This window comes from uncultured Brachybacterium sp., assembly GCF_947500705.1.
In the GTDB taxonomy this organism is placed as follows: Bacteria; Actinomycetota; Actinomycetes; order Actinomycetales; family Dermabacteraceae; genus Brachybacterium.
On record NZ_CANMSY010000001.1, the window covers coordinates 628,249 to 652,709 of the forward strand.

At 71.6% G+C, this 24,461-nt stretch carries 19 protein-coding genes and 1 pseudogene; 8 read left to right on the forward strand and 12 right to left on the reverse strand.

Translation table 11 applies throughout. The features are described 5' to 3' along the window. Positions 1-18 precede the first annotated feature (18 nt). Both Q0937_RS02885 and Q0937_RS02890 read right to left on the reverse strand, forming a co-directional pair. Positions 19-894 carry a class I SAM-dependent methyltransferase gene (locus Q0937_RS02885; protein WP_299299658.1) on the reverse strand — a complete coding sequence of 292 codons (876 nt, stop codon included), beginning with the start codon at positions 892-894 and terminating at the stop codon, positions 19-21. A 179-nt stretch (positions 895-1,073) separates the two neighbouring features. Then, positions 1,074-1,454: a hypothetical protein gene (locus tag Q0937_RS02890; protein WP_299299519.1), complete on the reverse strand. Its 381-nt coding sequence runs from the start codon at positions 1,452-1,454 to the stop codon at positions 1,074-1,076. A gap of 186 nt (positions 1,455-1,640) precedes the next feature. Here Q0937_RS02890 and Q0937_RS02895 point away from each other — a divergent pair, with 186 nt between their 5' ends. Together Q0937_RS02895 and Q0937_RS02900 are read left to right on the forward strand one after the other, a co-directional pair. Beyond that, a complete protein-coding gene (locus Q0937_RS02895) occupies positions 1,641-2,831 on the forward strand; it encodes a C2 family cysteine protease (RefSeq protein WP_299299521.1) in 1,191 nt (396 codons plus the stop codon). 10 nt (positions 2,832-2,841) lie between these two features. Further along, positions 2,842-3,111 carry a hypothetical protein gene (locus tag Q0937_RS02900; protein ID WP_299299523.1) on the forward strand — a complete coding sequence of 90 codons (270 nt, stop codon included), beginning with the start codon at positions 2,842-2,844 and terminating at the stop codon, positions 3,109-3,111. Between the two features lie 36 nt (positions 3,112-3,147). Here the strand turns inward: Q0937_RS02900 and Q0937_RS02905 are convergent, their stop codons facing one another. The 4 genes from Q0937_RS02905 to Q0937_RS02920 all read right to left on the reverse strand — a co-directional run bounded on the left by Q0937_RS02905 (position 3,148) and on the right by Q0937_RS02920 (position 8,856). Further along, on the reverse strand, positions 3,148-5,079 hold the full coding sequence (locus tag Q0937_RS02905; RefSeq protein WP_299299525.1) for an ABC transporter ATP-binding protein: 1,932 nt from the start codon (positions 5,077-5,079) through the stop codon (positions 3,148-3,150). Beyond that, positions 5,076-7,169, reverse strand: coding sequence for an ABC transporter ATP-binding protein (locus Q0937_RS02910; RefSeq protein WP_299299527.1), 2,094 nt, complete (start codon positions 7,167-7,169; stop codon positions 5,076-5,078). Before Q0937_RS02910 ends, Q0937_RS02905 begins: the two co-directional genes overlap by 4 nt. Continuing rightward, on the reverse strand, positions 7,166-7,675 hold the full coding sequence (locus tag Q0937_RS02915; RefSeq protein ID WP_363323186.1) for a DUF456 domain-containing protein: 510 nt from the start codon (positions 7,673-7,675) through the stop codon (positions 7,166-7,168). The genes Q0937_RS02910 and Q0937_RS02915 overlap by 4 nt, the downstream gene beginning before the upstream one ends. A gap of 146 nt (positions 7,676-7,821) precedes the next feature. Then, entirely contained in the window at positions 7,822-8,856 is a 1,035-nt protein-coding gene (locus Q0937_RS02920) for a beta-ketoacyl-ACP synthase 3 (protein ID WP_299299531.1), read from the reverse strand. Positions 8,857-8,924: 68 nt separating this feature from the next. Here Q0937_RS02920 and Q0937_RS02925 point away from each other — a divergent pair, with 68 nt between their 5' ends. Continuing rightward, a complete protein-coding gene (locus Q0937_RS02925; RefSeq protein ID WP_299299533.1) occupies positions 8,925-9,593 on the forward strand; it encodes a VanZ family protein in 669 nt (222 codons plus the stop codon). A gap of 94 nt (positions 9,594-9,687) precedes the next feature. Here Q0937_RS02925 and Q0937_RS02930 read toward each other — a convergent pair whose 3' ends face one another. From Q0937_RS02930 to Q0937_RS02940, 3 genes are all read right to left on the reverse strand, one after another. Further along, positions 9,688-12,756, reverse strand: coding sequence for an SMC family ATPase (locus Q0937_RS02930; RefSeq protein ID WP_299299535.1), 3,069 nt, complete (start codon positions 12,754-12,756; stop codon positions 9,688-9,690). Continuing rightward, complete coding sequence (locus Q0937_RS02935) at positions 12,753-13,928, reverse strand: exonuclease SbcCD subunit D (protein WP_299299537.1); 1,176 nt, start codon at positions 13,926-13,928, stop codon at positions 12,753-12,755. The genes Q0937_RS02930 and Q0937_RS02935 overlap by 4 nt, the downstream gene beginning before the upstream one ends. Before the next feature lie 166 nt (positions 13,929-14,094). Next, a complete protein-coding gene (locus Q0937_RS02940) occupies positions 14,095-15,741 on the reverse strand; it encodes an HNH endonuclease signature motif containing protein (protein ID WP_299299539.1) in 1,647 nt (548 codons plus the stop codon). A gap of 269 nt (positions 15,742-16,010) precedes the next feature. Here Q0937_RS02940 and Q0937_RS02945 point away from each other — a divergent pair. The 5 genes and pseudogenes from Q0937_RS02945 to Q0937_RS02965 all read left to right on the forward strand — a co-directional run. Next, positions 16,011-16,645: pseudogene (locus Q0937_RS02945) on the forward strand (FAD-dependent monooxygenase); the annotation flags it as partial. A 96-nt stretch (positions 16,646-16,741) separates the two neighbouring features. Beyond that, positions 16,742-18,211 (forward strand): NAD-dependent succinate-semialdehyde dehydrogenase, encoded by a 1,470-nt coding sequence (locus Q0937_RS02950; protein ID WP_299299660.1) that lies wholly within the window; start codon positions 16,742-16,744, stop codon positions 18,209-18,211. A gap of 133 nt (positions 18,212-18,344) precedes the next feature. Then, a complete protein-coding gene (locus Q0937_RS02955) occupies positions 18,345-19,919 on the forward strand; it encodes an FAD-dependent oxidoreductase (RefSeq protein WP_299299541.1) in 1,575 nt (524 codons plus the stop codon). Between the two features lie 210 nt (positions 19,920-20,129). Continuing rightward, a complete protein-coding gene (locus Q0937_RS02960) occupies positions 20,130-20,825 on the forward strand; it encodes a hypothetical protein (RefSeq protein ID WP_299299543.1) in 696 nt (231 codons plus the stop codon). An 86-nt stretch (positions 20,826-20,911) separates the two neighbouring features. Continuing rightward, the gene (locus Q0937_RS02965; protein ID WP_299299545.1) at positions 20,912-21,670 is read left to right on the forward strand and encodes a bifunctional 2-polyprenyl-6-hydroxyphenol methylase/3-demethylubiquinol 3-O-methyltransferase UbiG; all 759 of its coding nucleotides are present in this window, start codon (positions 20,912-20,914) and stop codon (positions 21,668-21,670) included. Between the two features lie 17 nt (positions 21,671-21,687). On the opposite strand, the gene Q0937_RS02970 is transcribed toward Q0937_RS02965, so the two are convergent. The 3 genes from Q0937_RS02970 to Q0937_RS02980 are packed head-to-tail and all read right to left on the reverse strand — an operon-like array spanning position 21,688 to position 24,378. Further along, positions 21,688-22,368: an SRPBCC domain-containing protein gene (locus Q0937_RS02970; protein WP_299299547.1), complete on the reverse strand. Its 681-nt coding sequence runs from the start codon at positions 22,366-22,368 to the stop codon at positions 21,688-21,690. Position 22,369: 1 nt separating this feature from the next. Further along, positions 22,370-22,879, reverse strand: coding sequence for a helix-turn-helix transcriptional regulator (locus tag Q0937_RS02975; protein ID WP_299299549.1), 510 nt, complete (start codon positions 22,877-22,879; stop codon positions 22,370-22,372). Between the two features lie 38 nt (positions 22,880-22,917). After that, positions 22,918-24,378: an APC family permease gene (locus tag Q0937_RS02980; protein ID WP_299299551.1), complete on the reverse strand. Its 1,461-nt coding sequence runs from the start codon at positions 24,376-24,378 to the stop codon at positions 22,918-22,920. Positions 24,379-24,461 lie beyond the last annotated feature (83 nt).

Genomic DNA, 24,461 nt, shown 5'->3' on the forward strand with positions numbered 1-24,461 from the left:
CGGTTCCGCGCCAGCTCTTCAGTCGGCCCGCTCTCCCTCTGGCTCCCGGTTCCCCGGCTCCCCGTGCACAGTTGGCGGTGTGCCCCGCTGCGAAGACGGCCGATAGAGGAAGACGTCGGTGCGGTACGGAACCCCGATCGTGGTGCCCGGCGCATGGCCCAGGTGCTCGTGGAGGTACCAGTCGAGGTTCGCGAGCACCTTCGCGCGGCGCTCCTCGGGAGCGGTGATGACGTAGCTGCGGGTGCGGGCGAGGTCGATGACGTCCTGGGTGGGCATCGGGTCCTCCCACGAGTGGACGCTGCGTCCCGCGAGCTCGAGCCCCGCCCCGACGGTGGGCAGGAAGTCCTCACGGTGGATGTCGCCGGCGTGCATGATCCGCGAGAGGCGGTGCACCCAGGGGATCGTCACATCGAGCATGTTCCACACCAGCGCGAGCACGCCCCCGGGTGCCAGCAGCCGCACCACCTCGGCCGACGCCGCCTCGGCGTCGAACCAGTGCCAGGCCTGGGCGACCGTGACCAGCTCGGCAGAACCGGCGGGCAGCCCGGTCGACTCGGCGGAGGCGAGGTGGGTGGTCAGCGGCGCGCTTCCCTCCCCCGTCGGCCGGCCATCACGCGCGGTATCGAGCATCGCGGCGCTGGTGTCCACCGCGGTGACCTCGAGGCCTCGGCCCACGAGCGCCCAGGACAGCTTGCCAGTGCCTGCGCCGAGGTCGATCGCACGCGCAGGAACCCCAGATGATCCGGCCGGCACCTGCGCGAGGACCTCGTCGAGCACGACGTCCGAGTATCCGGGGCGGAGGCGGTCGTAGTCCTCGCCCTGCTCCTGGAAGGCGGCGGCGAGGGCACTCTTCCGCTCGGCGCTGCCGAAGCGGGGCGCGTCGCGCGAGGAGATCGGGGGGATCGGCGGGGTCTGCGGAGCGGACGGGATCCGCGGATCGGAAGGGGCCCGCGGATCGGACGGGTTCAGCGCATCAGGCACGAGCGAATCCTAGGGCCTCACCGACGGTGGGGAATCGCGCCCGCTCAGCACGAGTCCCGCTCAGCACATAGCCCGCTCAGCGCGAGTCCTGCTCAGTACGTGTCCTGGGACATCCCGGCGGCGAGGGCCAGCACGGCAGTGGCGAGCACCAGGGCGAGGCAGGGCAGCACGAGCACCCAGCCTCGCACCCCGCGACGGCGCACGAGCCCCCTTCCCCCGAGCCCGAGGGCGGTCAGCGCGAGGACGAGGGCGAGGGCGCCGAGCGGCGTCAGCAGCAGAGAGGGCAGATGCCAGTCATGGTGCTCGGTGGCCACCGTCGAATCCGGCGCCGGCAGGTAGTACGTGACGCGGGCGGACTCGATCATGAGCGCCGTGGCCACGCCCGACCACGCGGCGCCGAGCGTGCCCAGCACGATCGACAGTGCAGCGAAGACGGTGCGGCGCCGTGACGTCACCCCAGGCACGGACGCCACCCCAGGCTCATGAGGACTCTCGAGGTGCTCCGCGCTCACTGCTCTGCCCCCGGGTCGATGGCGATTGCTGCTGCGTCGTGAGACCCGGTGGGCCGGACGCCTCGGGACGCTGCCATGGGGAGTTCTCCCCCTGGTGGCGGCCCTCTTCCCGCCATACTCTAGCGACCGAGGAGAAGGGGGACCTCGATGAACGCATTCCTCGGCGCGCACACCGAGCAGCTTCGTGATGCCGGAGGGTCGATAGGTAGAGGTGCTGGAGACCTGGACCGGCTCTTCGAAGGACTCAGCGTCTCGATCGACAGGGTCGGATGGATCGGCGAGGACGCGGAGGCGTTCCGGCAGACGTGGCACGCTCAGGTCGGACCGGCCTTCGCGACCTGCGCCGATCATCTCCGGCGCCGGAAGGACGAGCTGGTGAGCCATGCCGACGAACAGGATGCCGCCTCCGACGCCGACCCGGCTGGAGGCCCCGGGGGCGACGGGGAGGGATGGTCGCAGGGTGGTGACGGCACGTCCTCGGGATATCGGGGCGAGTCCAGCAATGAGGATGGGAGCCGGACGGATCTGCATCCCGAGGACCGGGAAGGGGATCCGGAGATACCTCCGGGGATCGAGGACTGGGACAAGTCCGATCCCCACGCGGAGGATGGGCATCACGCGCCGGACCAGGACATCGATCTCGACGGCAGGCCCTTCAGCGTCGATGACATCAGCCAGCGCGGTATCGGGGACTGCTGGTTCCTCGCTTCGCTCGGCGCCACGGCCCGCGCCGACCCCGCATGGCTCCGGGAGCAGATCTCCGACAACGGCGACGGGACCTACACGGTGACCATGTATCACGAGGGGGAACCTGTGGAGATCACCGTCGAGGGCACGTTCAACGCCGCCGGAACCAAGGGTGGGGACGGCCAGCCGAATTGGGCCTCGATCTATGAGAAGGCCGCGGCGGAATACATGGGAGGTTCGTACGGGGACATCGTCGCGGACCAGCCCGAGCTCGCTCTCGAGATGATCACCGGCAACGACGCCCGCTATGACGACGGCGCGACTCTCGAGGACATCCAGGGGTATCTCGAGGACGGTCCGGTCGTCGTCGACACGCAGGTCGAGGAGAACGGATGGTGGATCTTCGAGAGGGATCACGTCGAGGCCGACAACATCGTCCCCAACCACTCGTATGTGGTCGATGCAGTCGAGATGCGGGAGCACCCGCCCGGCTCCGGCACCATGGAGCAGATGATCAGGGTGCAGAACCCGTGGGGCCCGAATGCTCAGGTGAACGAGAATCCCGGAGGGAGCCTGTGGCTGACGGAGGCCGAGTTCCAGGAGAACTTCCGGCGCACGAACTATGTCGACGCACCGACCGCCGGAGAGTGAGGAGACGATGATGGACTTCATCGATCACCCGCAGGGCACCCAGGCCATGCTCGGCAGCACCCTGGTGGGGATCATGCGGGTCGGACACACGGGCGAGGGGTCAGTGGTCCGGCTGATGATCCGCAGCCGGGAGGGCGACCTGATCGTCACCGCCTTCGAGGGCGACGAGATCGCCATACCGGGCGATGGCTCCGCTGTCGTCGGCCCCGCCACCGCGCCGGAGGAGACCAGCGCACGATGGCGGATCGCACTGGCCCATCGCCCTTCGCCGACGCCCTGAGCCGAGGTCGCAGCGCGGCACGGAGCATCCGCCGCGTCAGCGCTCGCTGCGGTGCGCGACCCAGGAGCGGTGCAGCCCGGCGTAGATCCCGCCCTCGAGGGCGACCAGCTCGGCGTGGGTGCCGTGCTCCGCGAGGTCGCCGTGATCCAGCACCATGATGCGGTCCGCGCGCTCGGCGGTGGAGAGCCGGTGAGCGATGGTGATGGTGGTGCGGCCGCGGGCGAGGCCGTCGATCGCCTGCTGCAGGCGCACATCTGCGGCGGGGTCGACGGCGCTGGTGGCCTCGTCGAGCACGATGACGTCCGGATCGGCGAGATAGGCGCGGGCCAGCGCGACCAGCTGCCGCTCGCCGGCGCTGAGGGATTCGCCGCGCTGGCCGACGGGGGTCTGAAGCCGCTCGGGCAGCTCCGCGGCCCAGGCCTGGAGGCCCAGCTCCTCGAGCGCCTGCTGCATGTCCTCGGTGGTGGCGTCGGGCTTGCCGTAGAGCAGGTTCCCGGCCACCGAGGTGTCGAAGAGGAAGCCCTCCTGCGGGACCATGATCACGCGGGCGCGCAGGGAGTCATAGGGCACCAGATCCAGCGGGATCCCGCCGATCAGGATCTCGCCGCTCGCGGGGTCCATCATGCGGGTCAGCAGCTTGGCGAAGGTGGTCTTGCCGCTGCCGGTCTCGCCCACGATCGCGATCCGGGAGCGGGCGGGGATGGTCACGTCGATGCCGTGCAGCACCTCGGGGCCGGTGGGATAGGCGAAGCGCAGGTCTCGGATCTCGATGTCGAGCAGTCCGTCGGGCAGCGGGGTCACGCCGGGGGCCGGGGGGCGATGGTGACCGGTGTGGGGGTCCATCGCGCCGGCGGGGTCAGCGACGTCGGCCGGAGTGTCGAGCACGCCGAGCACGCGCCGCCAGCCGGCCACCGCGTTCTGCGCCTCGGAGAGCATCTCGATGCCCATCCGGACGGGCTGGCTGAACAGGGAGACGAGGAAGACGAAGGCGATCACGCCGCCGGCGGTGAGGTCGGCGCCGGGCAGGTCGATGCCGAGCGCGCCGGTGCCCAGCACGATGCCGACCACGACCACCACGGCGGTGGCGAGCCCGTCGGCCGTCTCCGAGAGGAAGAAGGACGCGGACTGGGGCTTCAGCACCGCGAACTGGGCGTTGCGCACCTCGCCGATGCGACCCACCTGGGAGGCGCGGGTGCGCTCCTCGGTGCCATAGGCGCGCACGGTGGCCGAGCCGACGAGGGACTCGGAGACGGCGCCGAGCATCTGGCCGACGTTGGTGCGCACCACCTGGTAGCGGGCCCGGATGCGCTTCTGCAGCGAGCCCATGATGACCAGGATCGGCAGGTAGCAGAGCCAGACCGCGAGGGCAAGCGGCCAGGAGTAGAAGGCCATCACCCCGGTGGCCAGGACGAGCTGCATGCTCATCACCACCAGCATGATCCCGCCGAAGCTCATGAACTGGCTGACGGTATCGACGTCGCTGGTCACACGGGAGACCAGCGCACCGCGCTGCTCGGTGCCCTGGGTGAGCAGGGAGAGGTCGTGGATATGGCGGAAGGCGCGCTTGCGCAGGGTCGCCAGGGAGTGCTCGGCAAGGCGGAACAGGCGCCGGTTCATCAGCACGTTGCAGGAGGCGGTGACCAGCAGCACCAGGGCCGCGAGTCCCGCGGCGCCGGCGACGTAGGCGACGTCGGGCGTCTGGGGGGCGATGATCCCGCGGTCCAGGATCGACTGCACCGCGATCGGCACCACCACCTTGCCGGCGGTCGCGATGACGGCCAGCAGCAGCGTGATCCACAGCCCGCGCAGCAGCTCAGGGGTCAGCGCGAGGCCGCGGCGGATCGTGGCGATCGCGCCCTCGTCGGTCGTGGTCTCGCTCCCGAGGGCGGAAGAGGCGGCGGGAGCCGCAGCGGCGCGGGGAGCAGCGGCGCGGGGAGCAGCGGCGCGGGGAGCAGGGGCGGCGTTCATCGGGTGCTCTCCTCGTCGACGGGGTCGGACTCGGCGCGGACGACGGGAAGCGCGCCCGTGCTGGTGCGCACCTCGCACTCGCCCTCGTCGGCCCCCGATTCCTCGTGGCGAGGACGGCCGGTGGCGCCGTGGATCGCGATCGCGCCGGTGACGGTGCGCTCACGCTCGGCGAGCACGGCGACCGCGGGGTCGGGGCCGTCGCTGGGCTGCGGGGCGGAGGCCTCGAGCAGGTTGTGGGAGATCGCGGCCTCGTCGTAGGCGTCGACCAGGGCGCGGTAGCCGACGGAGCGGGTGCGCAGCTCCTCATGGGTGCCGGTGTCCGAGACGCGCCCGTGGTCGAGGAAGACCACCTGGTCGGCGAGGGAGATGGTGGATTTGCGATAGGCGATCAGCAGCAGGGTCGACTCGGTCATCTCGCGGCGGATCCCGTCGAGGATCGCGAGCTCGACGCTCGGGTCGCAGGCGCTGGTGGCGTCATCGAGGATCAGCAGCCGGGGCCGGCGGGCGAGGGCCCGGGCGAGGGCGATGCGCTGACGCTGGCCGCCGGAGAGCGAGCCGCCGCGCTCCCCCAGCTCAGTGTCCAGCCCCTCGGGGAGGGCGTCGACGAAGGTCTCGGCCTGGGCGACCCGCAGCGCCCAGCGCACCGTCTCCTCGTCGAGGTCCTCGCCGAGGGTGACGTTCTCGCGCACGGTCGCGTCGAACACGAAGGCCTGCTGGAGCACCAGGGCGACGTCCGCGGTGAGGGCGTCGGCGGTGAGGGTGCGCAGCTCGGCGCCGTCGAGGCTCACGGTTCCGCTGGTCGGTGCGACGAGGCCCGCGGCCAGCAGTGCGAGGCTGGACTTGCCGGAGCCGGTGGCGCCGACGACGGCGAGCACGCGGGTGCCCGCAGAGGGGTCGGCGTGCAGGCTGACGTCGTGCAGTGCGTGGCCCTTGCGCAGTGCGAGGTTCGCCCCGTCGACGCCGCGGCCGAGGATCACCTGGGAGGGGTCGTCGAGGTAGACGAAGGAGACGCGGTCGATCTCGAGCACCCCCGGGCCCTCCGGGAGCGGGTCCGGGCCGTAGGTGCGCTCGTCGGCCACGTCGAGGATCTGCTGGACCCGGCCGCCGCCGACGACGGTGCGGGAGAGGTCGCCGAGCACCCAGCCGAAGGAGCGGATCGGCAGCGACATCAGGGTGAACAGATACGCCACCTCGACCAGCTGGCCGGTGGTGAGGTGCCCGTCCCCGATCCGCCAGGCGCCGAGCACGGCGACGGCGAGGATGCCGAGATTGGGGAGGGCGTCGATCGCGGGGTCGAACCAGCCGCGGATGTAGCCGAAGCGGATACCGGTCTCGCGCAGGTCATCGGCGGCGCGGTTGAAGCGCTTCTCCTCGACGTCCTCGCGGCCCAGCGACTTCACCACGTTCGCGCCGTCGAAGGACTCGTGGGCGATCTCGGCGACCTCGGCTCGGAGCTGCTGGGAGCGCATCGCGATGGGGGTGGCGAAGCGCTGCAGCATCACGTTGAGGATGATCAGCAGCACGATCAGGGCGAGCATGATCAGCAGGATCGTCGGGTCGATGCGGGCCACGACGATCGTCGCGTAGACCAGCATCACGAGGGTGGACAGCGCGAAGGGGAAGGGCGCCATCGCGAAGAAGGTCGCCTCGACGTCGGAGTAGACGGAGGAGAGCAGGGTGCCGGTGGCCTGGCGGCGATGCCACAGCAGCGGCACCTTCGCGTACACCTCGACGATCCGTTCGCGGTAGAGGCGGAAGAGATCGAACTGGGTGGCGGCGGCGAAGATGCGCCTGGCCATGACGGTCACGGCGCGGGCCACGGCGATGCCGAGGATCGCGAGGCCGCCGCCGAGGAGCAGGGCGGGCGTCGCTTCGCCGCGCTCGAAGGAGGGCACGATGACCTGCTCGGTGACGCGGCCGATGACGGCGGAGGTCCCGATCTGCAGCAGGGCGAAGGCGACCGCGCCGAGCACGGCGAGGACGAACCATCGCTTCTGCTCCCACGAGCCCTTGAGCAGGCGCTTCAGGCCAGGGACGAGGACGGCGGGGTGCTGGGAGACCGGGTGCTGGCGCTGGGTGGGCGGGGTCATGCGGTCACGAAGTGCACGACGACCGCGATCGCGAAGGTGATCGTGGCGAGCATCGCGAGGCCGAACTCGATGAGGATGCCGGTGCCGAGCGCCTTGATCGCCACCCAGGCCGAGGTGACGCCCTTCTTCCAGTCCTTCTGCCGCAGCGCCTCGGAGACGTACAGACCGATCAGGAAGCCGATCGGCAGGCCCAGGAAGGGGATCACGAAGATGCCGACGATGCCGGCGGCGATGCCCACATAGACCGGCCACATCGGCACCTCGGCCGCGTGCAGCCGCTTCCCGGTGAGGACATAGCTGGTGGTCATGCCGATCGCGCCCAGGATCAGCACGATCGCGAACGCGATCCAGGCGGTCCAGCCGCCGATCACGATCGCCCAGATCAGCGTCGCGACCACGAGCGTGATGGTGCCGGGCAGCACGGGAACGACGATGCCCATGAGGCCCACGACGTAGGCCAGTCCGACCAGGACAGTCACGATGACCTGGACGGTCAGGGAGTCCACCACGATCTTCCTCCAGGATGTTCAGGGATGGGGGCGGTGCGCAGCACGCGACCGGACGCCGGAGAGGGCGAGCCGGGAAAGCGTCTGCAGGGCCTCGTCCATCCTATAGGGAATGGCCGACGGGCCAGACGAGGAACGCCCCCGGATCACGGCAGCCGCACCACCTGGCCGGCCCAGGCGAACCCACCGCCGAACCCGATCAGCAGCGCCGTGGCCCCGGCGGGGATCCGCCCGGCCTCGCGCAGCCGGGAGATGGCCAGCGGGATGGTCGCAGCGGACGTGTTGCCGGAGGTGATGATGTCGTCCGCGACCACGGCGTCCTCCCGCAGGCCGAGGGCGGCGGCGAGCGGCTCGATCATTCGCAGATTGGCCTGGTGGGGGACGAACACGTCGATGTCCTCGATGCCGAGGCCTGCCGCCTCGACGATTCGTCGGGCGATGCCGGGCGCCTCGCGCAGCGCCCAGCCGAGCACCTGGCGGCCCTGCTGCGCGAAATAGGGGCCCTCGCCGGCGGCGTCGGCGTTGGTGGTGACGGCGTTGGTGGTGACGGCGTTGATGGTGACGGCGTCGGCCAGCTCGGGCTCCGTGCCCCACACGACGGGGGCGATGCCGGGCTCCTCGCTCGCCCGCAGGAGCATCGCTCCCGCCCCGTCGGCCGTGAGGATGCAGGTGGTGCGGTCGGTGTAGTCGGTGAAGGCGGAGAGCTTCTCGGCGCCGATCACCAGGGAGACCGAGGACGCGCCGGTGCGGATCGACATGTCGGCGACGGCGAGGGCGTGCTCGAAGCCGGAGCAGGCCGCGCCCACCTCGAAGGCGGCGGGGGCGGGGATGCCGAGCGCCTGGGCGACGCGGCCGGCGGCGCTCGGTGAGCGTTCCTCGTTCGAGCAGGTCGCGACGATGATCTGGGTGACCTCGGAGGGGTCCACGCCGGCGTCGGCGAGCGCGGCGCGGGCCGCGGCGGCCGCCATCTCCGGCACCCCTTCGCCCGCGGCGGCGATGCGCCGGGACTCGATCCCGGTGCGCTGCCGGATCCATTCGTCGTTGGTCTCGACCAGCTGCTCGAGATCCTGATTGGTCATCACGCGCTCAGGCCGGTAGTGGCCGGTCCCCACGATCTGCGAGCCGGGGCTCAGGGGTGCCGTGCGGAGGGTGGGACGCGGTGCGGCTGGGGAGGGGGACATGTCAGCTCCTGCAGGAAGGTGGCGGACCGGTGTGGCCGGTACTCAGCAGCAGACCTTACGGTGCACCTGTGAACGAGTTGATGCGGCTGGCCCTGGTGGGCATCGCGGGCGGGCTCGGCGTCTTCGCCATGATCCTGCTGCCCGCGATGTGGCTGCAGCGACGGCGCTTCGGGCGGGTGCGGCCCTCCCGGCTGAGTGCGGTGGCCACGATCTGCGTGTACACGATGTCGCTCGCCGGGCTCACGATCGCCCCAGCCTATGACGTCGCGACCACCTGCCGCAGCCGCTCGGGCGGTGCGCTGCGGCTGGACCCCTTCCACACCCTCTCCGAGCTGCTGGGGATGCAGCGCGGTGGCGCCGGTCTGCTGGAGCTGGCGACCAGCTTCCCGGTGCTGCAGATCCTCATGAACATGGCGCTGTTCGTGCCGCTCGGGCTGATCCTGCGGGGCGTGTTCCGCCAGGACACCACCACCTCGCTCGCCCTGGCCGTGCTGCTGTCCGCACTGATCGAGCTCACCCAGTTCACCGGGGCGTTCGGGATCTATCCCTGCGGGGTGCGTATCGCGGACATCGAGGATCTGCTGGCCAACGCCGCCGGAGCCTGGGCCGGGGCGCTGCTCGCTCCCCTGCTGACCCGTTGGCGGGTGCCGCTGTTCGCGCGGGAGGAGCGGCGGCGAGGGGCCGGCGGGGAGGACGGCGACGACGAGGTCGAGGATCTGTTCCGTCGGGAGTTCTGAGACCCTCAGAGCGCGGTCGCGGGGCGGGCCGGGCTAACCCTCGCCGCCTTCCACGATGGGCTCGAACTGATGCTGCGCGGCCTGGTCCCGCCCGTCAGGCCGTGATGCTCAGCGTGGAGCGGCTGTCGGCGCCGCGGCGCACGTGGATCTGCTCGGCGATCTGGGCTTTCATGTCGCCGACGTGGCTGACGATCCCGATCACGCGGCCGCTCTCGGCGAGCCGGCCGATCTCTCGCACCACGGTCTCGAGGGTCTCGGGGTCCAGGCTGCCGAAGCCCTCGTCGATGAAGAGGGTCTCCATCTGCACTCCCCCGGCCTCGCCCATGACGATGTCCGCGAGGCCCAGTGCGAGCGCGAGGGAGACGAAGAAGGTCTCGCCGCCGGAGAGGGTCTCGGGCACGCGCACCTGGTCGGTGCGTCGGTCCAGGACCAGCAGGTCAAGGCCGGTCTTCTTGGCGCCACGAGCACCGGTGTCACGCAGCAGCTCGAGATCGGAGCCGGAGAACAGGGCGAGACGGGCGTTGGCGGCCTCGATCACGGCGTCCAGCCGCCACATCAGCACGTAGGTGGACAGCTGCACGCGCTCCCCGTCGGCCGAGCGGCCCGTGGCGAGGTCGGCGACGCGCACGGTGATGCCGGCGTCCTCGCTGACGCTGCGCACCTGGGCCGACGCGGCCTCCAGCGCGGTGCGGGCGGTAGTGCTGCGCTCGGCGATGCCGCGATGTCGGGCGGCAAGCCCGCCGGCCTCACGGGTGGCAGCCTGCGCGGCGCTGAGCTTCTCCCCGGCGGCGACCCTGGCGGCTTCGACTGCCGCCCTGGCCTCGTCGGTCGCCGAGACCTGCGCGATGCCCTCCTCGGCCATTCCCTCGGCATGTCGGGTCTCCGCGACGGCTCGGGCCTGCACGAGCTTCTGCAGGCGCTGACGCTCTTCCGCGGCGAGCACCGCGGCACGGACCTCCTCAGCAGTGGCGAACCCGCTGGCGGCCAGCGATGTCGCAGCCTCGTCGGCGAGCTCGGCGGCGCGCTGCTCGGCCTCGGCCCGGCTGCGCAGCGCTTCCCGCAGCGCGGTCGCGGCGCGGGCTCGGGCGCTGTGGCCACGCCGCCGTGCGGCGATCGACTCGTCCTCCCCGCGGGCCTCGGTGACTTTGAGGCGGTCGCTCGCGAGGGAGTCGGCCGCGGCGGTGATCGAGGTGCTCTCGCGTTCGACGGCGAGGGCGTCGGCCTGCTTGCGCAGGGTGAGGCGCTCGGTCTCCCCGTCGAAGGCGGTCAGTGCCGTCTCGAGCTCCGCTGCCCTCTTCTCGGCGTCCCGGGCGGTCTTGACCTCGCTCTGCGCGCTGTCGACGGCGGTCTTCGCGGTCTCGGGGGTGAGGTCTCCGGCGGCCTCGCGAAGCCTGGCGAGCTCCTGGCCGGCCAGAGCGTGGGCTTGGTCGGCGCGGGCGTGCGCCGCCTCGGCGGTCTGGCGTTCCTTCTCGGCGGCTTCGACCTGCTCGGGGCTGACGGCGTCTTCCGCAGCTCCTGCCGGGTGGGGGTGCTCGACGGCGCCGCAGACGGGGCAGGAGTCACCGTCGTGCAGGTCGACGGCGAGCTCGGCGGCGATCCCGGCGAAGCGTCGGCGCCGCAGCTCGGTTTCTGTCGCGGCCCGTTCCTGGGCGGTGCGCAGGGTGGTGGCCGTCTGTGCGCGCAGGGTCTCGACCTTCTTCTCCTGGGCGACGGCCGCGGTCGTGGCGTGCTGTCGCTCCTCTGCTGCGCGCAGTGCGAGGCGTGCATCTCCCAGCAGGGCGCCGGCCTTGCGGGCTGCGTCCCGCGCCGTGATCTGCGCGGTGCGTCGGGCAGGCCGTGCCCCGAGCTGCTCGGTGAGGGTGCTGAGGGCGTTCGTCGCCGTGGTGAGCTGGTCGCGTCGCGCGGTGAGCTTCTGCTCGCGCGCAGGCAGTGCTGTCTCGAGCTCGGCGAGGTCCTTGAGCGCGCCGGCCGCGGTGGTCGCGTCGTCGGCGGCGGCCGTCAGCTGCTCGGCGGCCCCCTCTGCCTCCAGCAGGTCCACGAGCTCGCTCTGCTGCGGTCGGGTGGCGCTCGCCAGCTGAGCGAGAGCCTCGACCGCGGAGGCCACCTTGGTGGAGGCGGCGTCGCGGCGGCGCAGCACCTCGACGACGGGTCGCGCCATCTCATCGTGCTGCAGCGAGGTGCGGGCGGTCTCGAAGGCGGGCTTCTCCGCCGTGAGGCTCTCGGCCAGGGCATCGAGTTCGCGACGCCGATCGACACGTTGGCGGGCGATGGTGGCGGACTCGGCGACGTCGCGGGCGGCCTGCTCGGCGGTCCCTGCCTTCTCTGCCGCGCCGCGGGCTTCGTCGGCCCGGGCGGTCACCACCGCGAGATGCTCGTCGGCGAACGCGGCCAGCGGTGTCAGCCGCAGCGCCTTCGCGTGCTCGTCGAGCGCGGCGCTCTCCTCGGCCTCGAGCGCGGCGGCCTCGGTGAAGCGGGCGAGCGCGGTGCCGAGGGTCTGCTGGGCGGCGTCGACCTCACGTCTGGCCTGCTTGCGCATCTCCTCCAGCTGCTTTTCCACCTCGGCATAGGTCTCGGTGCCGAACACGCGCTGCAGCACCGCCTGGCGCTCCCCGGTGCCGGCGCGCAGGAAGCGTGCGAACTCGTTCTGGGGTAGCAGGACGGTCTGGGTGAACTGGTCGCGGGTGAGGCCGACGGCGCGTTGGATCTCGCGGCCCACCTCGTCGATGCGGGTCGCGATCGCGTCGACGCCGCTGCCGCCGCCGGCGGTGTCGGCGATGACATCGGCGATCAGCTGCGGGGAGCCGATCCGCCAGAGCACCGCTCTGGCCTGCTCCTTGGTGGTGCCGGTGCCGCGGAGCTTCTGGCGTTGGAACTCGGGCTGCCGCCGCACCCGGTAGATCCCGGAGGCGGTCTCGAACACCAGGTCCACGACGCTCGCCTCGGTGGATGCGGCGAACTGGGAGCGGATCCTGTCACCGCTCGTGACGGCGCCGGCGACCTGCCCGTACAGGGCGTAGACGATCGCATCGAGGATCGTGGACTTCCCGGAGCCGGTGGGGCCCTCGAGCAGGAACATGCCGCTCGCGCCGAGGGCGGCGAAGTCGATCTCTACGGTGCTCGCGAAGGGACCGATCCCGGTCAGTCGCAGGTGGTGGAGCTTCACGAGGCCTCTTTCTGGTGGCGCACCGCGGCGTAGGCGCGGTCCAGGACGTCATGCTCAGCGGGAGTGGGTGCGGCGCCGGTGACGTGGGCGAGGAACTCGTCCATCACCTCGAGTGGGTTCTGCTCACGACGCACCACCGGGGTGCCCGCGCGTGACTCCCTTCCCTCCGGCGCATACTCGGTGAGCAGCAGGTGGGGGTACGCCTCGCGCAGCTGTTCCTGCAGGTGGGCGGGGCGGGCTGGGTCGGTGACGACCGCCTTGATCCAGTCGCCGCCGTGCTCGTCGCGATGGTCGAGGATCTTCTCGAGGGTTCCGCGCACCTCGGTGAGGGGTCGCGGGACAGGGGTCTGGATCCGTTCCACGGACACTGCCGCGCGGCCGTTCTCTGCCGGGGCGCCGAGCTCGACCAGCAGCACGGACTTGCGGTGGCGACGCTCGGAGAAGGAGAAGGCGAGCGGGGAGCCGGAGTACCAGGCGGGGGCGCCGACGGCGCGGGTGAGGTCCTGGCAGCCGTGGAGGTGCCCGAGGGCGAGGTAGTCGATGCCGCCGAGCACGCCGGCGGGGACGGAGTCGACGCCGCCGACGGAGAGGTCGCGTTCGGACTCGCTGGCCTCGCCGCCGGTGACGAAGGTGTGGGCGAGCACTACGGTGCGGGCGCCGGGGTGCGCGGCAGCGCGTTCGTGCACGCGCTCCAGGGCGGCGCGGGTGACGGCCTCGTGGCTGCGGGCCAGCGGCGGCTCCCCGTCGGCGACCAGCTCGGTGCGGGCGCGATCGGGTTCGAGATAGGGCAGGCCGAAGAAGAGCACCTCGCCGTGCTCATCTTCGACGCTCACCGGGTGCTCGATGCCTGGGACGTCGGTGAGCAGGTGGATCCCGGAGCGCATCAGGGAGCGGCCGAAGCCGAGCCGTTCCGGGGAGTCGTGGTTGCCGGAGGTGAGCACCACGGTGGCGCCGGTCTCCGCGAGGCGGGCGAGGGCGGAATCGAGCAGCTTCACGCTGGTCACCGCGGGAACGGCCCGGTCGTAGATATCCCCAGGAATGACGACGACGTCGACCTGTTCGGCTTTGACCAGGGCCACCAGCCAGTCGAGGAAGGCGGCCTGGTGCTCGTGCAGGTCGACCTTGTGCAGAGTGCGTCCCAGGTGCCAGTCCGAGGTGTGCAGGATCTTCATGCCCCGAGCCTACGAGCGAGGACCGACAGTCGGCGCCGCTGTACACAACCGGCAGGTCCTGGGCATACCGGCGCCCCGGAGCACGGGAGCATGCGCCGGGTGCGGCGGAGTGCGGCCTGCGGCGGAGGCTGGCGGTCGTGAGTCCAGAGCGCCGGGCACGTGTGCGTCAGAAGGGCGGGGGCCCTTCGTGATCCCACGGACCGGGTGGAATCTCGGTCCCGCCCGGTGGGGGCGGTGGAGGTGGCGGCGGGGGCGGGATCCGAGGCGGGCGCGGAGGCGGGGTCCGGGGCGGGGATGGAGGCTCAGCCTCGCTGGTCACAGGCTCCGTGGCCGGTTCCCCGGCGTACGTACCGCGAAGGAAGGCGATCCAGGCGCGTTCGAGGTCTTCGGCGATCTGGATGCTCGCGGTGTCGAGGTCGTCGATCACGGTGACGACGTCGCCGTGGCGGCCGACGGCCCAGCGGGTGCGCCCAGGCTCGGTGGGGCGGGTCTGGAGGCGGGTGGGGTCCAGCAGGCCGTTGGTCTTGTCGAGGTGGTGCTGCCAGCACAGCAGGTGGAGGTTCTCGATCTCGGTGAGCCCGCCCGCCCCCGGGGTGCCGCGCAGGCACTCCTCGATGTGGTCGCACTCCGAGGCCCAGGAGACGGGACGGGTGCATCCGGGGACTGCGCACTGGGCGTTGCGGAGCCGGAGATGCTCGAGCATGGCGGCGGTGGGTTCGAACTTGTCGGCAGGGAGCGGCAGGAAGGCCCCGCTGCACGCGTCGGTGAGGACGCGGTACCAGGTGTCGGTGCTGCCAGCGAGGGAGCGGGCCAGTGCTGGAGGCAGCGGAATGGTGCCGTCGAGGCTGCCGGGCTCATCCGAGGCGCCGAGGAGGGTGAGCGCGGGGATGGTGATGTTCAGACGGAATCGCTCTGCGGGAACATGCACGCCGTCGAGATCCAGGGCTGCCGTGGCCATGAGCGCGAACCTCAGCTGGCTCAGGGGCAACGCCTTCCCCGTGTCCAGGACGGTGCCGTCCGGGTCATGGGGGATCGGGGTGCCGTCGCGCAGAGCAGCACGTTGGGCAGCCTGGACCGCACGCGCGGACTCGTCGAGCTGCTTCCACTGCGCAAGGATGTCCGGGATCGGGCCGTTGATCTGAATCGTTCCCATTCCGGGTTCCACGCTCGGCAGCAGGTCGACGCTGCGGGTGAGAGAGGACAGTGGATCCGGGCGATCCTCGCGCTGTTCGAGCAGGGCGATGAGTTTCTTCAGCAGGGTGAAGAATCGTTCCGCGGTGATATCCGGGGACCAGGAGGCGACGGCGATATCAAGATTCTTGCGGGAGCTGTCAGAGAGCTGCCGAGAGGTTTTCAGCATCTTCTGGAACCATGCCGCTGGAAACGCTCCGGATTCCAGCGCCGAGAGGCACTGCGGGAAGAGGTGCACAGCTTGGTAGGCATCCCTCAGCTGCCAGCCCGCGGCACTACGGGTCACCCTCAGCGCGAGACCGGCACGCAGAGTATCCACGTCATCAAGTTCGGTGACTTCCTCGTACCCGCCATCGTGCTCAAAGAGGTCCGCCAAGGCGCGGTACTTGTCCGCCAGGCAGAGAGCGGTCCGCTTCTCCGCGTCCCAGACATGTTGAGTAGCCTCGCTGAGCTGGGGATCATCCATGCTCTTACCGCGGCGCGGCAGTGACTCACGGGTGAGCGGCACGCGCGCTGTGACGCGCTGCAGGTGCGGAGGGAGGGAGGCGAGGAACGTGGCGTCGGCAGGTTCAGCACGGCGCTCTTCATCGAACAGCGACGACGGATCCTCCACGGCGCTCATAGCGCTCCACCTCCCTGCTGCCTCGCGTCCGGTCGCGACTTCCGAGTGTCGCGCGGGCGTGCCTCTCTGCCCGTCCAACACCTCAATTTTATCGGAATGCACAGACGATCGACAGGGCGCTCGCGAAATGTGGATAACTCACAGAACGTGCCAGAAATGCCACGCCAGTCGAGTCGTCGGCCATTCCTTCCTCCACAGGGAATGGTTATCCACAATCGGCAGGTGAGGAGGTGCGGAGCATGGTCCGACGGGTGGGGTGGACCCCGCAGGACGACGCCGGCGCCATGCGGAGGACCCCGATGGAGACGGTGATCGCCCGCGCCGACGAGATCCTGCACCCGTACACGCTCGAGGTGCGCGATATCGCCTGGTCCAGCATCTACGAGGTGGGCCACCGCCTCACCGACCGCTTCGACGACGTGCTCCCCCAGGAGCGCGGCACCCGCGTCCCGCGCATGTTCATCATCGGTGACGCCTGCCATACCCACTCCGCGAAGGCGGGCCAGGGCATGAACGTCTCGATGCAGGACGGCGTCAACCGCGCCTGGAAGCTCGGGCATGTGCTCTCCGGACGCAGCCCTGCGGCGCTGCTGGACACCTATTCATGACCGAGTACTCGGACTCGATGCTCACCTCCGAGGGCAGGAACCAGGGGCTCGCCACCGGGTTCCCGATCGGCAAGCGATTCAAGTCCGAGCAGGTGGTGCGGGTCAGCGACACCAATCCGGTCCACCGCGGCCACCACGCGCGGGCCGACGGCCGCTGGCGCCTCTACGCCTTCGCCGACGGCGCCGCACCCGACGCGCAGGAGTCGGCGCTGAGGTCCTGGGCGCAGTGGCTGGAGACCGCGCCCGACTCCCCCGTGCTCGCCCACACCCCCGCCGGCGCGGATCTCGACACCTTCCCTCACCGACACCGAGAGCCTGGCAGAGTTCTTCCGAGGGAACCTGCTGCCAGGGTCCTGATCCCGAGACGTCCCATCCACCGCGCAAGGAGAATCATGACCGAGAACCGCGAGCAGGACCTGCTCGAGAACGTGCCCGACGGACTGTTCATCGGCGGGACCTGGCGGGCCGCCGAGGACGGTGCCACCCTCGAGGTGCGCGACCCGTCCACCGGCGAGGTGCTGCGCACCATCGCCTCCGCCACGCCCGGCGATGCCCAAGCCGCGATGGATGCGACCGCCGACGCCTTCCCCGCCTGGGCGGCCACCCCCGCCCGCGAGCGCGGTGAGCTGTTGCGGCGCGCCTTCGACCTGTTGCAGGAGCGGGCCGAGGAGTTCGCCCTGCTGATGACGCTCGAGATGGGCAAGCCGCTGAAGGAGGCCCGCGGCGAGGTCACCTACGGAGGGGAGTTCCTGCGCTGGTTCAGCGAGGAGGCCGTGCGGGTCCAGGGCCGCTACGGCGCGACCCCCGAGGGCTCCGGGCGGATGATCGTCTCCCAGCACCCGGTGGGTCCGTGCTACCTGATCACGCCGTGGAACTTCCCGCTGGCGATGGCGACCCGCAAGATCGCACCCGCGCTCGCGGCCGGCTGCACCGTGGTGATCAAGCCGCCTCAGCTGACCCCGCTGACCACCCTGTACTTCGTGCAGCTGCTGGAGGAGGCCGGGCTGCCCGCAGGCGTGGTCAACGTGGTCACCTCCCGCTCCTCCCGCGCGGTCTCCGAGCCGATCCTCGCCGACCGTCGCCTGCGCAAGCTCTCCTTCACCGGCTCCACCGAGGTGGGCCAGTCGCTGCTGGCGCAGGCCGCGCCCGGCGTGCTGCGCACCTCGATGGAGCTGGGCGGGAACGCTCCCTTCGTGGTCTTCGAGGACGCGGACCTGGACCAGGCGGTCCAGGGCGCGCTCGCGGCGAAGTTCCGCAACATCGGCCAGGCCTGCACCGCGGCGAACCGCTTCCTCGTGCACCGCTCGCTCGCGGACGAGTTCGCCCGCCGGGTCACCGAGGAGGTCGCGGGCTTCGGCGTGGGCCGCGGCACCGAGGACGGCGTGACCATCGGCCCCCTGATCGACGAGGACGCGGTCGAGAAGGCCCGGACCCTCGTCTCCGATGCCGTCGAACGCGGCGCGAACGTCACCACCGGCGGCTCCCGCATCGACCGTCCGGGCACCTTCTTCGAGGCCACGGTGCTCACGGACGTCCGGGAGGGCAGCGCCCTGCTGCGGGAGGAGATCTTCGGGCCGGTGCTCGCGATCGTGCCCTTCGACACCGAGGACGAGGCGGTGCGGCTCGCGAACGACACCGAGTACGGGCTGGTCTCCTACGTCTTTACGAAGGATCTCGCCCGCGGTCAGCGCATGATCGAGCGCCTGGAGACCGGGATGATGGGCCTGAACGTGGGCGTGGTCTCCAATGCGGCCGCGCCCTTCGGCGGGTGGAAGATGTCGGGTCTGGGCCGGGAGGGCGGCGCCGAAGGGATCCACGAGTACCTGCAGTCGAAGTACACGCTGACCCCGAACCCGTTCTGAGCTGATCACGCGCCACCGGAGATCTGGCCAGCGGAGATCTGGCCACCGGAGATCTGTCAGTGGTGAGCGTTGGACGCCTCTGCGCCGTTCACAGCTCATGAGAGACAAATTTCCGGTGGCGTAGCGTGTGGTGATGGCCACTCTCAGCTCCGCCGCACCTGCCCCTGCATCGGTCCCCGCGTCTGCCCCTGCGGACCTCACCGCTGACCTCACCGCTGACCTCACCGCTGATCTGACCGCTGACGTCGTCGTGGTCGGCGGCGGGCCCGTCGGCGAGAACGTCGCCCAGTACGCGATCGAGGGCACCGACCTGACCGCGATCATCGTCGAGGGCGAGCTGCTGGGCGGCGAGTGCTCCTATTACGCCTGCATGCCCTCGAAGGCGCTGCTGCGACCGCTCGCCGTCGCGGGCGCCGCGGCGCACCTGCCGGGGATCGGCACCCCGGCGGTCGACCGCGAGGAGCTGCTCGCTCGACGCGACACCTGGGTCTCGCACTACGACGATTCCGGGCAGGTGGAGTGGGCCGAGGGGGCGGGGCTGCAGGTGGTGCGCGGGCACGGCCGGATCGTCGGCGAGCGCGAGGTGCTGGTCGAGGCGGGCGGGACCGGCGGCAGCACCCGGCTCCGTGCCCGCCGCGCGGTGGTGCTCGCGACCGGTTCCCAGGCGGTCATCCCCGCCCCGCTGCGGGAACTGCTGCCGTGGACCTCGCGCGATGCGACCGGGGTGCGCGAGGTGCCCGGCGAGCTGGTGATCGTCGGCGGCGGAGTGGTCGCGGTCGAGGCCGCGACCTGGATGGCGGCACTCGGCGCACAGATCACCCTGCTGGTGCGCGGCACCTCCCTGCTGCCGGGTTTCGAGCCCTTCGCCGGGAAGCACGTGCTGGATGCCCTGCGCGAAGTCGGGGTCACCGTCGAGCTCGGCACCTCCGTCCTCGGCGGCGAGCGCGACGGAGCGGCGGAGACCGGTCTCGGCCGGATCCACGGCGGGCGGGTCACGCTGCAGGTCGAGGACGCGCGCGGGCGCCGGGAGGTGGGCGCCGACGAGGTGCTGGCCGCGACCGGTCGCCGGCCCCGGCTGAGCGATGTCGGCCTCGAGACGATCGGGCTCACCGCCGAGGACGTCACCGGCGCCGAGGCCCCCGTCTCCGATGATGCGACCGGGGCGCCGCTGCCCGAGTGGCTGCATGCGGTGGGCGATGCGAGCGGGGAGGCACCGCTGACGCACTGGGGCAAGTATCGGGCCCGCGTGATCGGGCAGGCGATCCGCGCCGGCGCCACCGGCGAGACGCTCGAGCCGGTGCCCGAGTCGGTGCCGGTGCCGCAGGTGGTGTTCACCGATCCGCAGGTCACCTCCGTCGGCCTCACCGAGGCGGCGGCCCGGGAGGCCGGGCACGACGTGGTCACCTCACAGGTCCCCTTCGGTGGGGCGGCCGGTTCCGCACTGCTGCGCGATGACGTCACCGGCACCGCCCAGCTGGTCATCGACCGAGCCACGCGCACTCTGGTCGGCACGACGTTCGTCGGCCCCGACGCCTCCGAGCTGATCCATGCCGCGACCATCGCGATCGTCGGGCAGGTGCCGGTGCACGTCCTGCGCCATGCGGTGCCGAGCTACCCGGCCGCCTCCGAGCTGTGGCTGCGCCTGCTCGAGGAGCTGCCGCGGGAGCTGCGTCAGGGGCAGGGATCGGATCGGCTCGAGAAGCCCTGACCTCGACCTGCTCTGGGCGGCGCAGTGAGGGCGGGTCACCTCTGCGGAGGAGCTGCTCGAGCGCAGCCTCACTCGCCTCTCGGCAGCATGAACTCGTGCTCCTCCCTTCGGAGGAGATGACAGATCGCACTGGTGCCGCGGCCGACGGATCGAGTGCAATGGAGGCGTGCCGCGGCTCCGCGGCCCGGTACCGCGCCACTGGGGAGGATCATGTTCACGCGGCTGAAGCGTTCTCGACAGCTCCGACGGGCGAAGCCCGGTGACGGCAGCGCGTTGAAGGATCAGCGCTGGTGGCAGCTGTTGACGCGCACCCAGTTCTTCCTGGATCCGGCCGAGCTCGAGGGGCGCACCGCGCACTACGCGGTGGACGTCCGCTATCTCGCTGCCGAGCTCGAGGGCGGGAAGATCGCCGAGGGTGCCCGGCATGCACCGGTGGCGCTGTACCGCGACGGCCTGCAACAGCAGATCGCGAACCCGCCGGTGGCCTTCGCCGTGCCGGGCGGGGTGATCGAGGTGGCGACCAGCACCTACGGGCTGACCCGGATGCATCATGTGCTCGAAGGCAGCCGCGAGGGTCGCACGCTGCGTCCGCATCGGCGCTCGCTCGAGGGGTTGCGCGCCGGCTTCGGCCGACGACACCCGGGGGCCAGCCGGGCCATCGGGCTGCTCGCGATCCTCCTCCTCCTGGTGGGCCTGGTCCTGATGGTGCCTCAGGCTGCGGAGCTGGTGACGAGCCTGGACGTGGTCGCCGAGCGGGTGGGCACCTTCACCTCCCCGATCCAGCTGCCGGCCTGGGCGAACACGTCACTGATCATCGCCGGCGCCCTGGCGGCGAGCGAGCGCGCGCTGACCCTGCGGAACCACTGGCTGATCGATGCCGACACCACCTGGACGGGCTTCGTCTGAGCCCGCGGTGCGGTTCCTCGCCGACCAGCCCTCGACACGGGAAAACAGCTCGCCACGCTCACACGCCTCGCCGTACTGTCGGCGCCATGCCTCAGCTGCCCTCCGCGCTCGACCAGCCCGCCGGACCCGATGCGATCTACGCGGATCCGCGCCTGGCCGCCTGCTACGACACCCTCGACGGGGAGCGCGACGATCTCGATCACTACTGCGCGATCCTCTCCGAGCTCGGCGCGCACTCGGTGATCGATGTGGGCTGCGGGACCGGCGCGCTCGCGGTGCGCCTGGCGGCCGACGGGATCGCGGTGACCGGCGTGGACCCCGCTCTCGCCTCCCTCGATGTGGCCCGCGGGAAGCCTGACGCCGAGCAGGTGTGCTGGATCCACGGCACCGCGGCGGAGCTCCCGGCCCTCGAGGCCGACGCCGCCGTGATGACCGGCAACGTCGCCCAGGTGTTCGTCACCGACGAGGCGTGGGCGGCGACGCTGCGCGACATCCGATCGGCGCTGCGCGATGGCGGGTCGCTCGTGTTCGAGTCCCGCCGGCCCGAGCGGCGGGCCTGGGAGGAGTGGCAGCGGGACACCGCGGAATCGCTCCACGAGGTGCCCGGGCTGGGCATGGTCCGCTCCCGCCCCACTCGCTTCGAGGTCGCACTGCCCCTGGTCACCTTCGCCGATGAGTTCACCTTCGAGGACGGCTCCACGATCACCTCGACCTCGACGTTGCGCTGGCGCAGCGAGGCGGAGCTTCGCTCCACGCTCGACGCCGCCGGCTTCGCGGTCGAGGAGGTCCGTGACGCCCCGGACCGGCCCGGGCGGGAGTTCGTGGTGATCGCCCGGGCCGTCTGACCGGCCGCCCGGCGCGCTCAGCCCTCCTGGCCGGCGCCGTCCTGGCCGGTGCCGGTGTAGAAGCCGTAAGTGGCGTCGGCGCGCTGCTGGGCGACGGCCGCATCCTCGCCGGAGGCGGTGTGCGCCACGGCCCAGCCGTCGGCGGCGCCGCGATAGAAGGAGCGGCCCTCGTCGGTGAAGGCCCAGGCCTCCGCCTCGCCCGGGGCGAGCGATCCCTCGGTGGCGCCGAGGTGCAGGCCCAGGCCCAGCAGTCCGCCGTCCCAGCCCACGCCCGTGGCGCCGGGGCCGAAGGTCTCCCACATCTCTGCGGGGATGTCAGCGGTGAGCGAGGTGTGCTCGAGCTCGAAGCGGGTGGCGTTCTCGCCCTCGGCGGCCAGGCGGATGGTCAGCCAGGACACGCCGCCCATCATCTCCCAGGTCACGGAGTACTCCGCCGTGCCGTCGGCGGGCGGCTCGCAGGCGAGGATCTCGCCGCCGGCATTGCCCTCGAACTGGTAGCGGCCGCCGAGCTGCAGGTCACCGCTGATCGGCAGGAACCAGCGCTGGATGCGTTCGGCAGTGGTGACCGCGTCCCACACGTCGGCGAGCGCGGCGGGATAGGTCTGCTCGAGGGACTGGACGTGGGCGGGGGCGCCGTCGCGCTCCTCCTCGCGGTAGGAGCGGGTGACGGACTGCAGCTGGGTGGGAACGTCGACCATGTCAGGTCTCCTTCAGGGTGGGTGCTGCGGCGGACCGGGTGCCCGGCGCGGAGAGGGTGGGGGTGGCGAGGGGTGCCGTCGGGTCCGCGGATGCGGCCGACGGGACGGTGCTCACGGCGTGCGGCGGGGCCGAGACGGCGACGTCGGCGCGGAGCCGGCGCTGCCGCTTCCCCCGGGCGAGCTCGGTGCCGAGCGCGTCGAGCTTCGGCAGCCAGAACCGTTCGAAGGGGCTGAGCCAATCCTTCGCCTCGCGCGGACCGCGGGCGTCGACCGCATACAGCCGCCGTCGCCCCTCGGCCCGGACTGTGGCGAAGCCGTGCTCGCGCAGAACGCGCAGGTGCTGCGAGACGGCCGGCTGGCTGATCCCGAACTCCTGCTGGACGACCTCGCCGATCTCCCCCGCGCTGAGCTCGGGGGTGCCGGGCACGGGCGCGTCCTGCTCCCCGCTGTCGGCGAGGAGCTCGAGGATCCGCCGCCGCACGGGGTCGCCGAGGACATCGAGCGCGTGCATGACCCGATGCTCCCCGCTCCGGTCGCATAAGTCAAGCCTTATGGGTGCCGGAGGGCCAGCACGATCGCCCGGTAGGTGACGCCGAGGAGCACCAGGGCCACCCCGGCCACGACGGTGCTGCCGGGCAGCGCCGCCACCAGCAGCACACAGCCGATCAGGCCCAGCACCTGCAGCGCCTTGGGGAACAGCCGCCACTGGTCTCCCTGCGTGAGCGCGGCGAGGTTCGCGACCGCGTAGTACAGCAGCACGCCGAAGGAGGAGGCGGCGATCGCCACCAGCACGTTCGATGCCAGCAGCACCAGGAGCACGATCGCGATCCCGGCGACCGCCTCGGCGCGCTGCGGCACCGCGTAGCGGTTGCTGGACTTGGCGAGCGGGCGAGGCAGGTCCCCGCCGCGGGCCATCGCGAGCATGGTGCGGGAGACGCCCGCGACCAGGGCGAGCAGGGCGCCCGACGCCGCGGCGACCGCGCCGACGGTGATGACCACACCCCACCCCTCACCGGCGCCCACGGACTGCAGGGCGGTGAGGAAGGGCGCAGGTCCCCAGCCCTGGTTCCCGGGCGCGGGGCCGACGAGGACCAGCACGACCGACAGTGCGAGGTACAGCACGGCCACCACGCCGAGGGCGACCAGGATCGCGCGGGGGATGGTGCGACGGGGGGCGATGACCTCCTCGCCGAGGGTGGCGACCCGGGCGTAGCCCGCGAAGGCGAAGAACATCAGCGCCGCCGCCTGGATCACGGCGAGCACGATCCCGGCCGCTCCCCCGGTCCCGGCGCCGAGCACCGCCGCCAGTCCGCCGTCCCACAGCCCGGCGCGGGCACCGGCGAGTGGACCCGGCACGGCCCAGAGCCCTGCACCGCTGTCCGCCGTGGCGCCCGAGGCCTCTGCGGCGCCACCGGCCGAGGCGCCCGACAGGCCGAACAGCAGCCGCCCACCAGTCAGCACCAGGGCGGCGAGCGCGACCGTGACCAGCACCCTGGCCAGCGCTGCGGTGCGGGTGATGCCCACCAGGTTCACACCGGTCAGCGCCACCACCACGAGCGCCGCGACGATTCGCTGAAGCGGTTCGGGCACCAGGTAGGCGGAGATCACCAGGGCCATCGCCGCGCAGGAGGCGATCTTCCCGATCACGAAGCACCAGCCGGCGAGGAATCCCCACCAGTGGCCGAGCTGCTCGCGCCCGTAGTGATAGGTCCCGCCGGAGCTGGGGTGCTGGGCGGCCAGCTGCGCGGTCGAGGTGGCATTGCACAGGGCGACGGCCGCGGCGATCAGCACTGCCAGCGGGGCGAGGGAGCCGGCGAGGTCCTGGGCGGCGCCGAGGGAGACGAAGGCTCCCGCGCCGATCATCGAGGCGAGGCCGATCACCACGGCATCGCGCAGGCCCAGCCGACGGGCGAGCGCCCCGGGGGTGGGCCCCTGGGAGGTGAGGCGGCCGACGGCGGGGTTGGTGGGGACGGGGCCGTCCAGCCCAGGAGTGCCAGGAGAGGTGGTCATGGGTTCCGTTCGTTCAGTGCGCACAGGGGCGGGACGCCAGCGGTGAGCACTGCCGACAGTAGTCGGAAGGCACCGCTGACGTC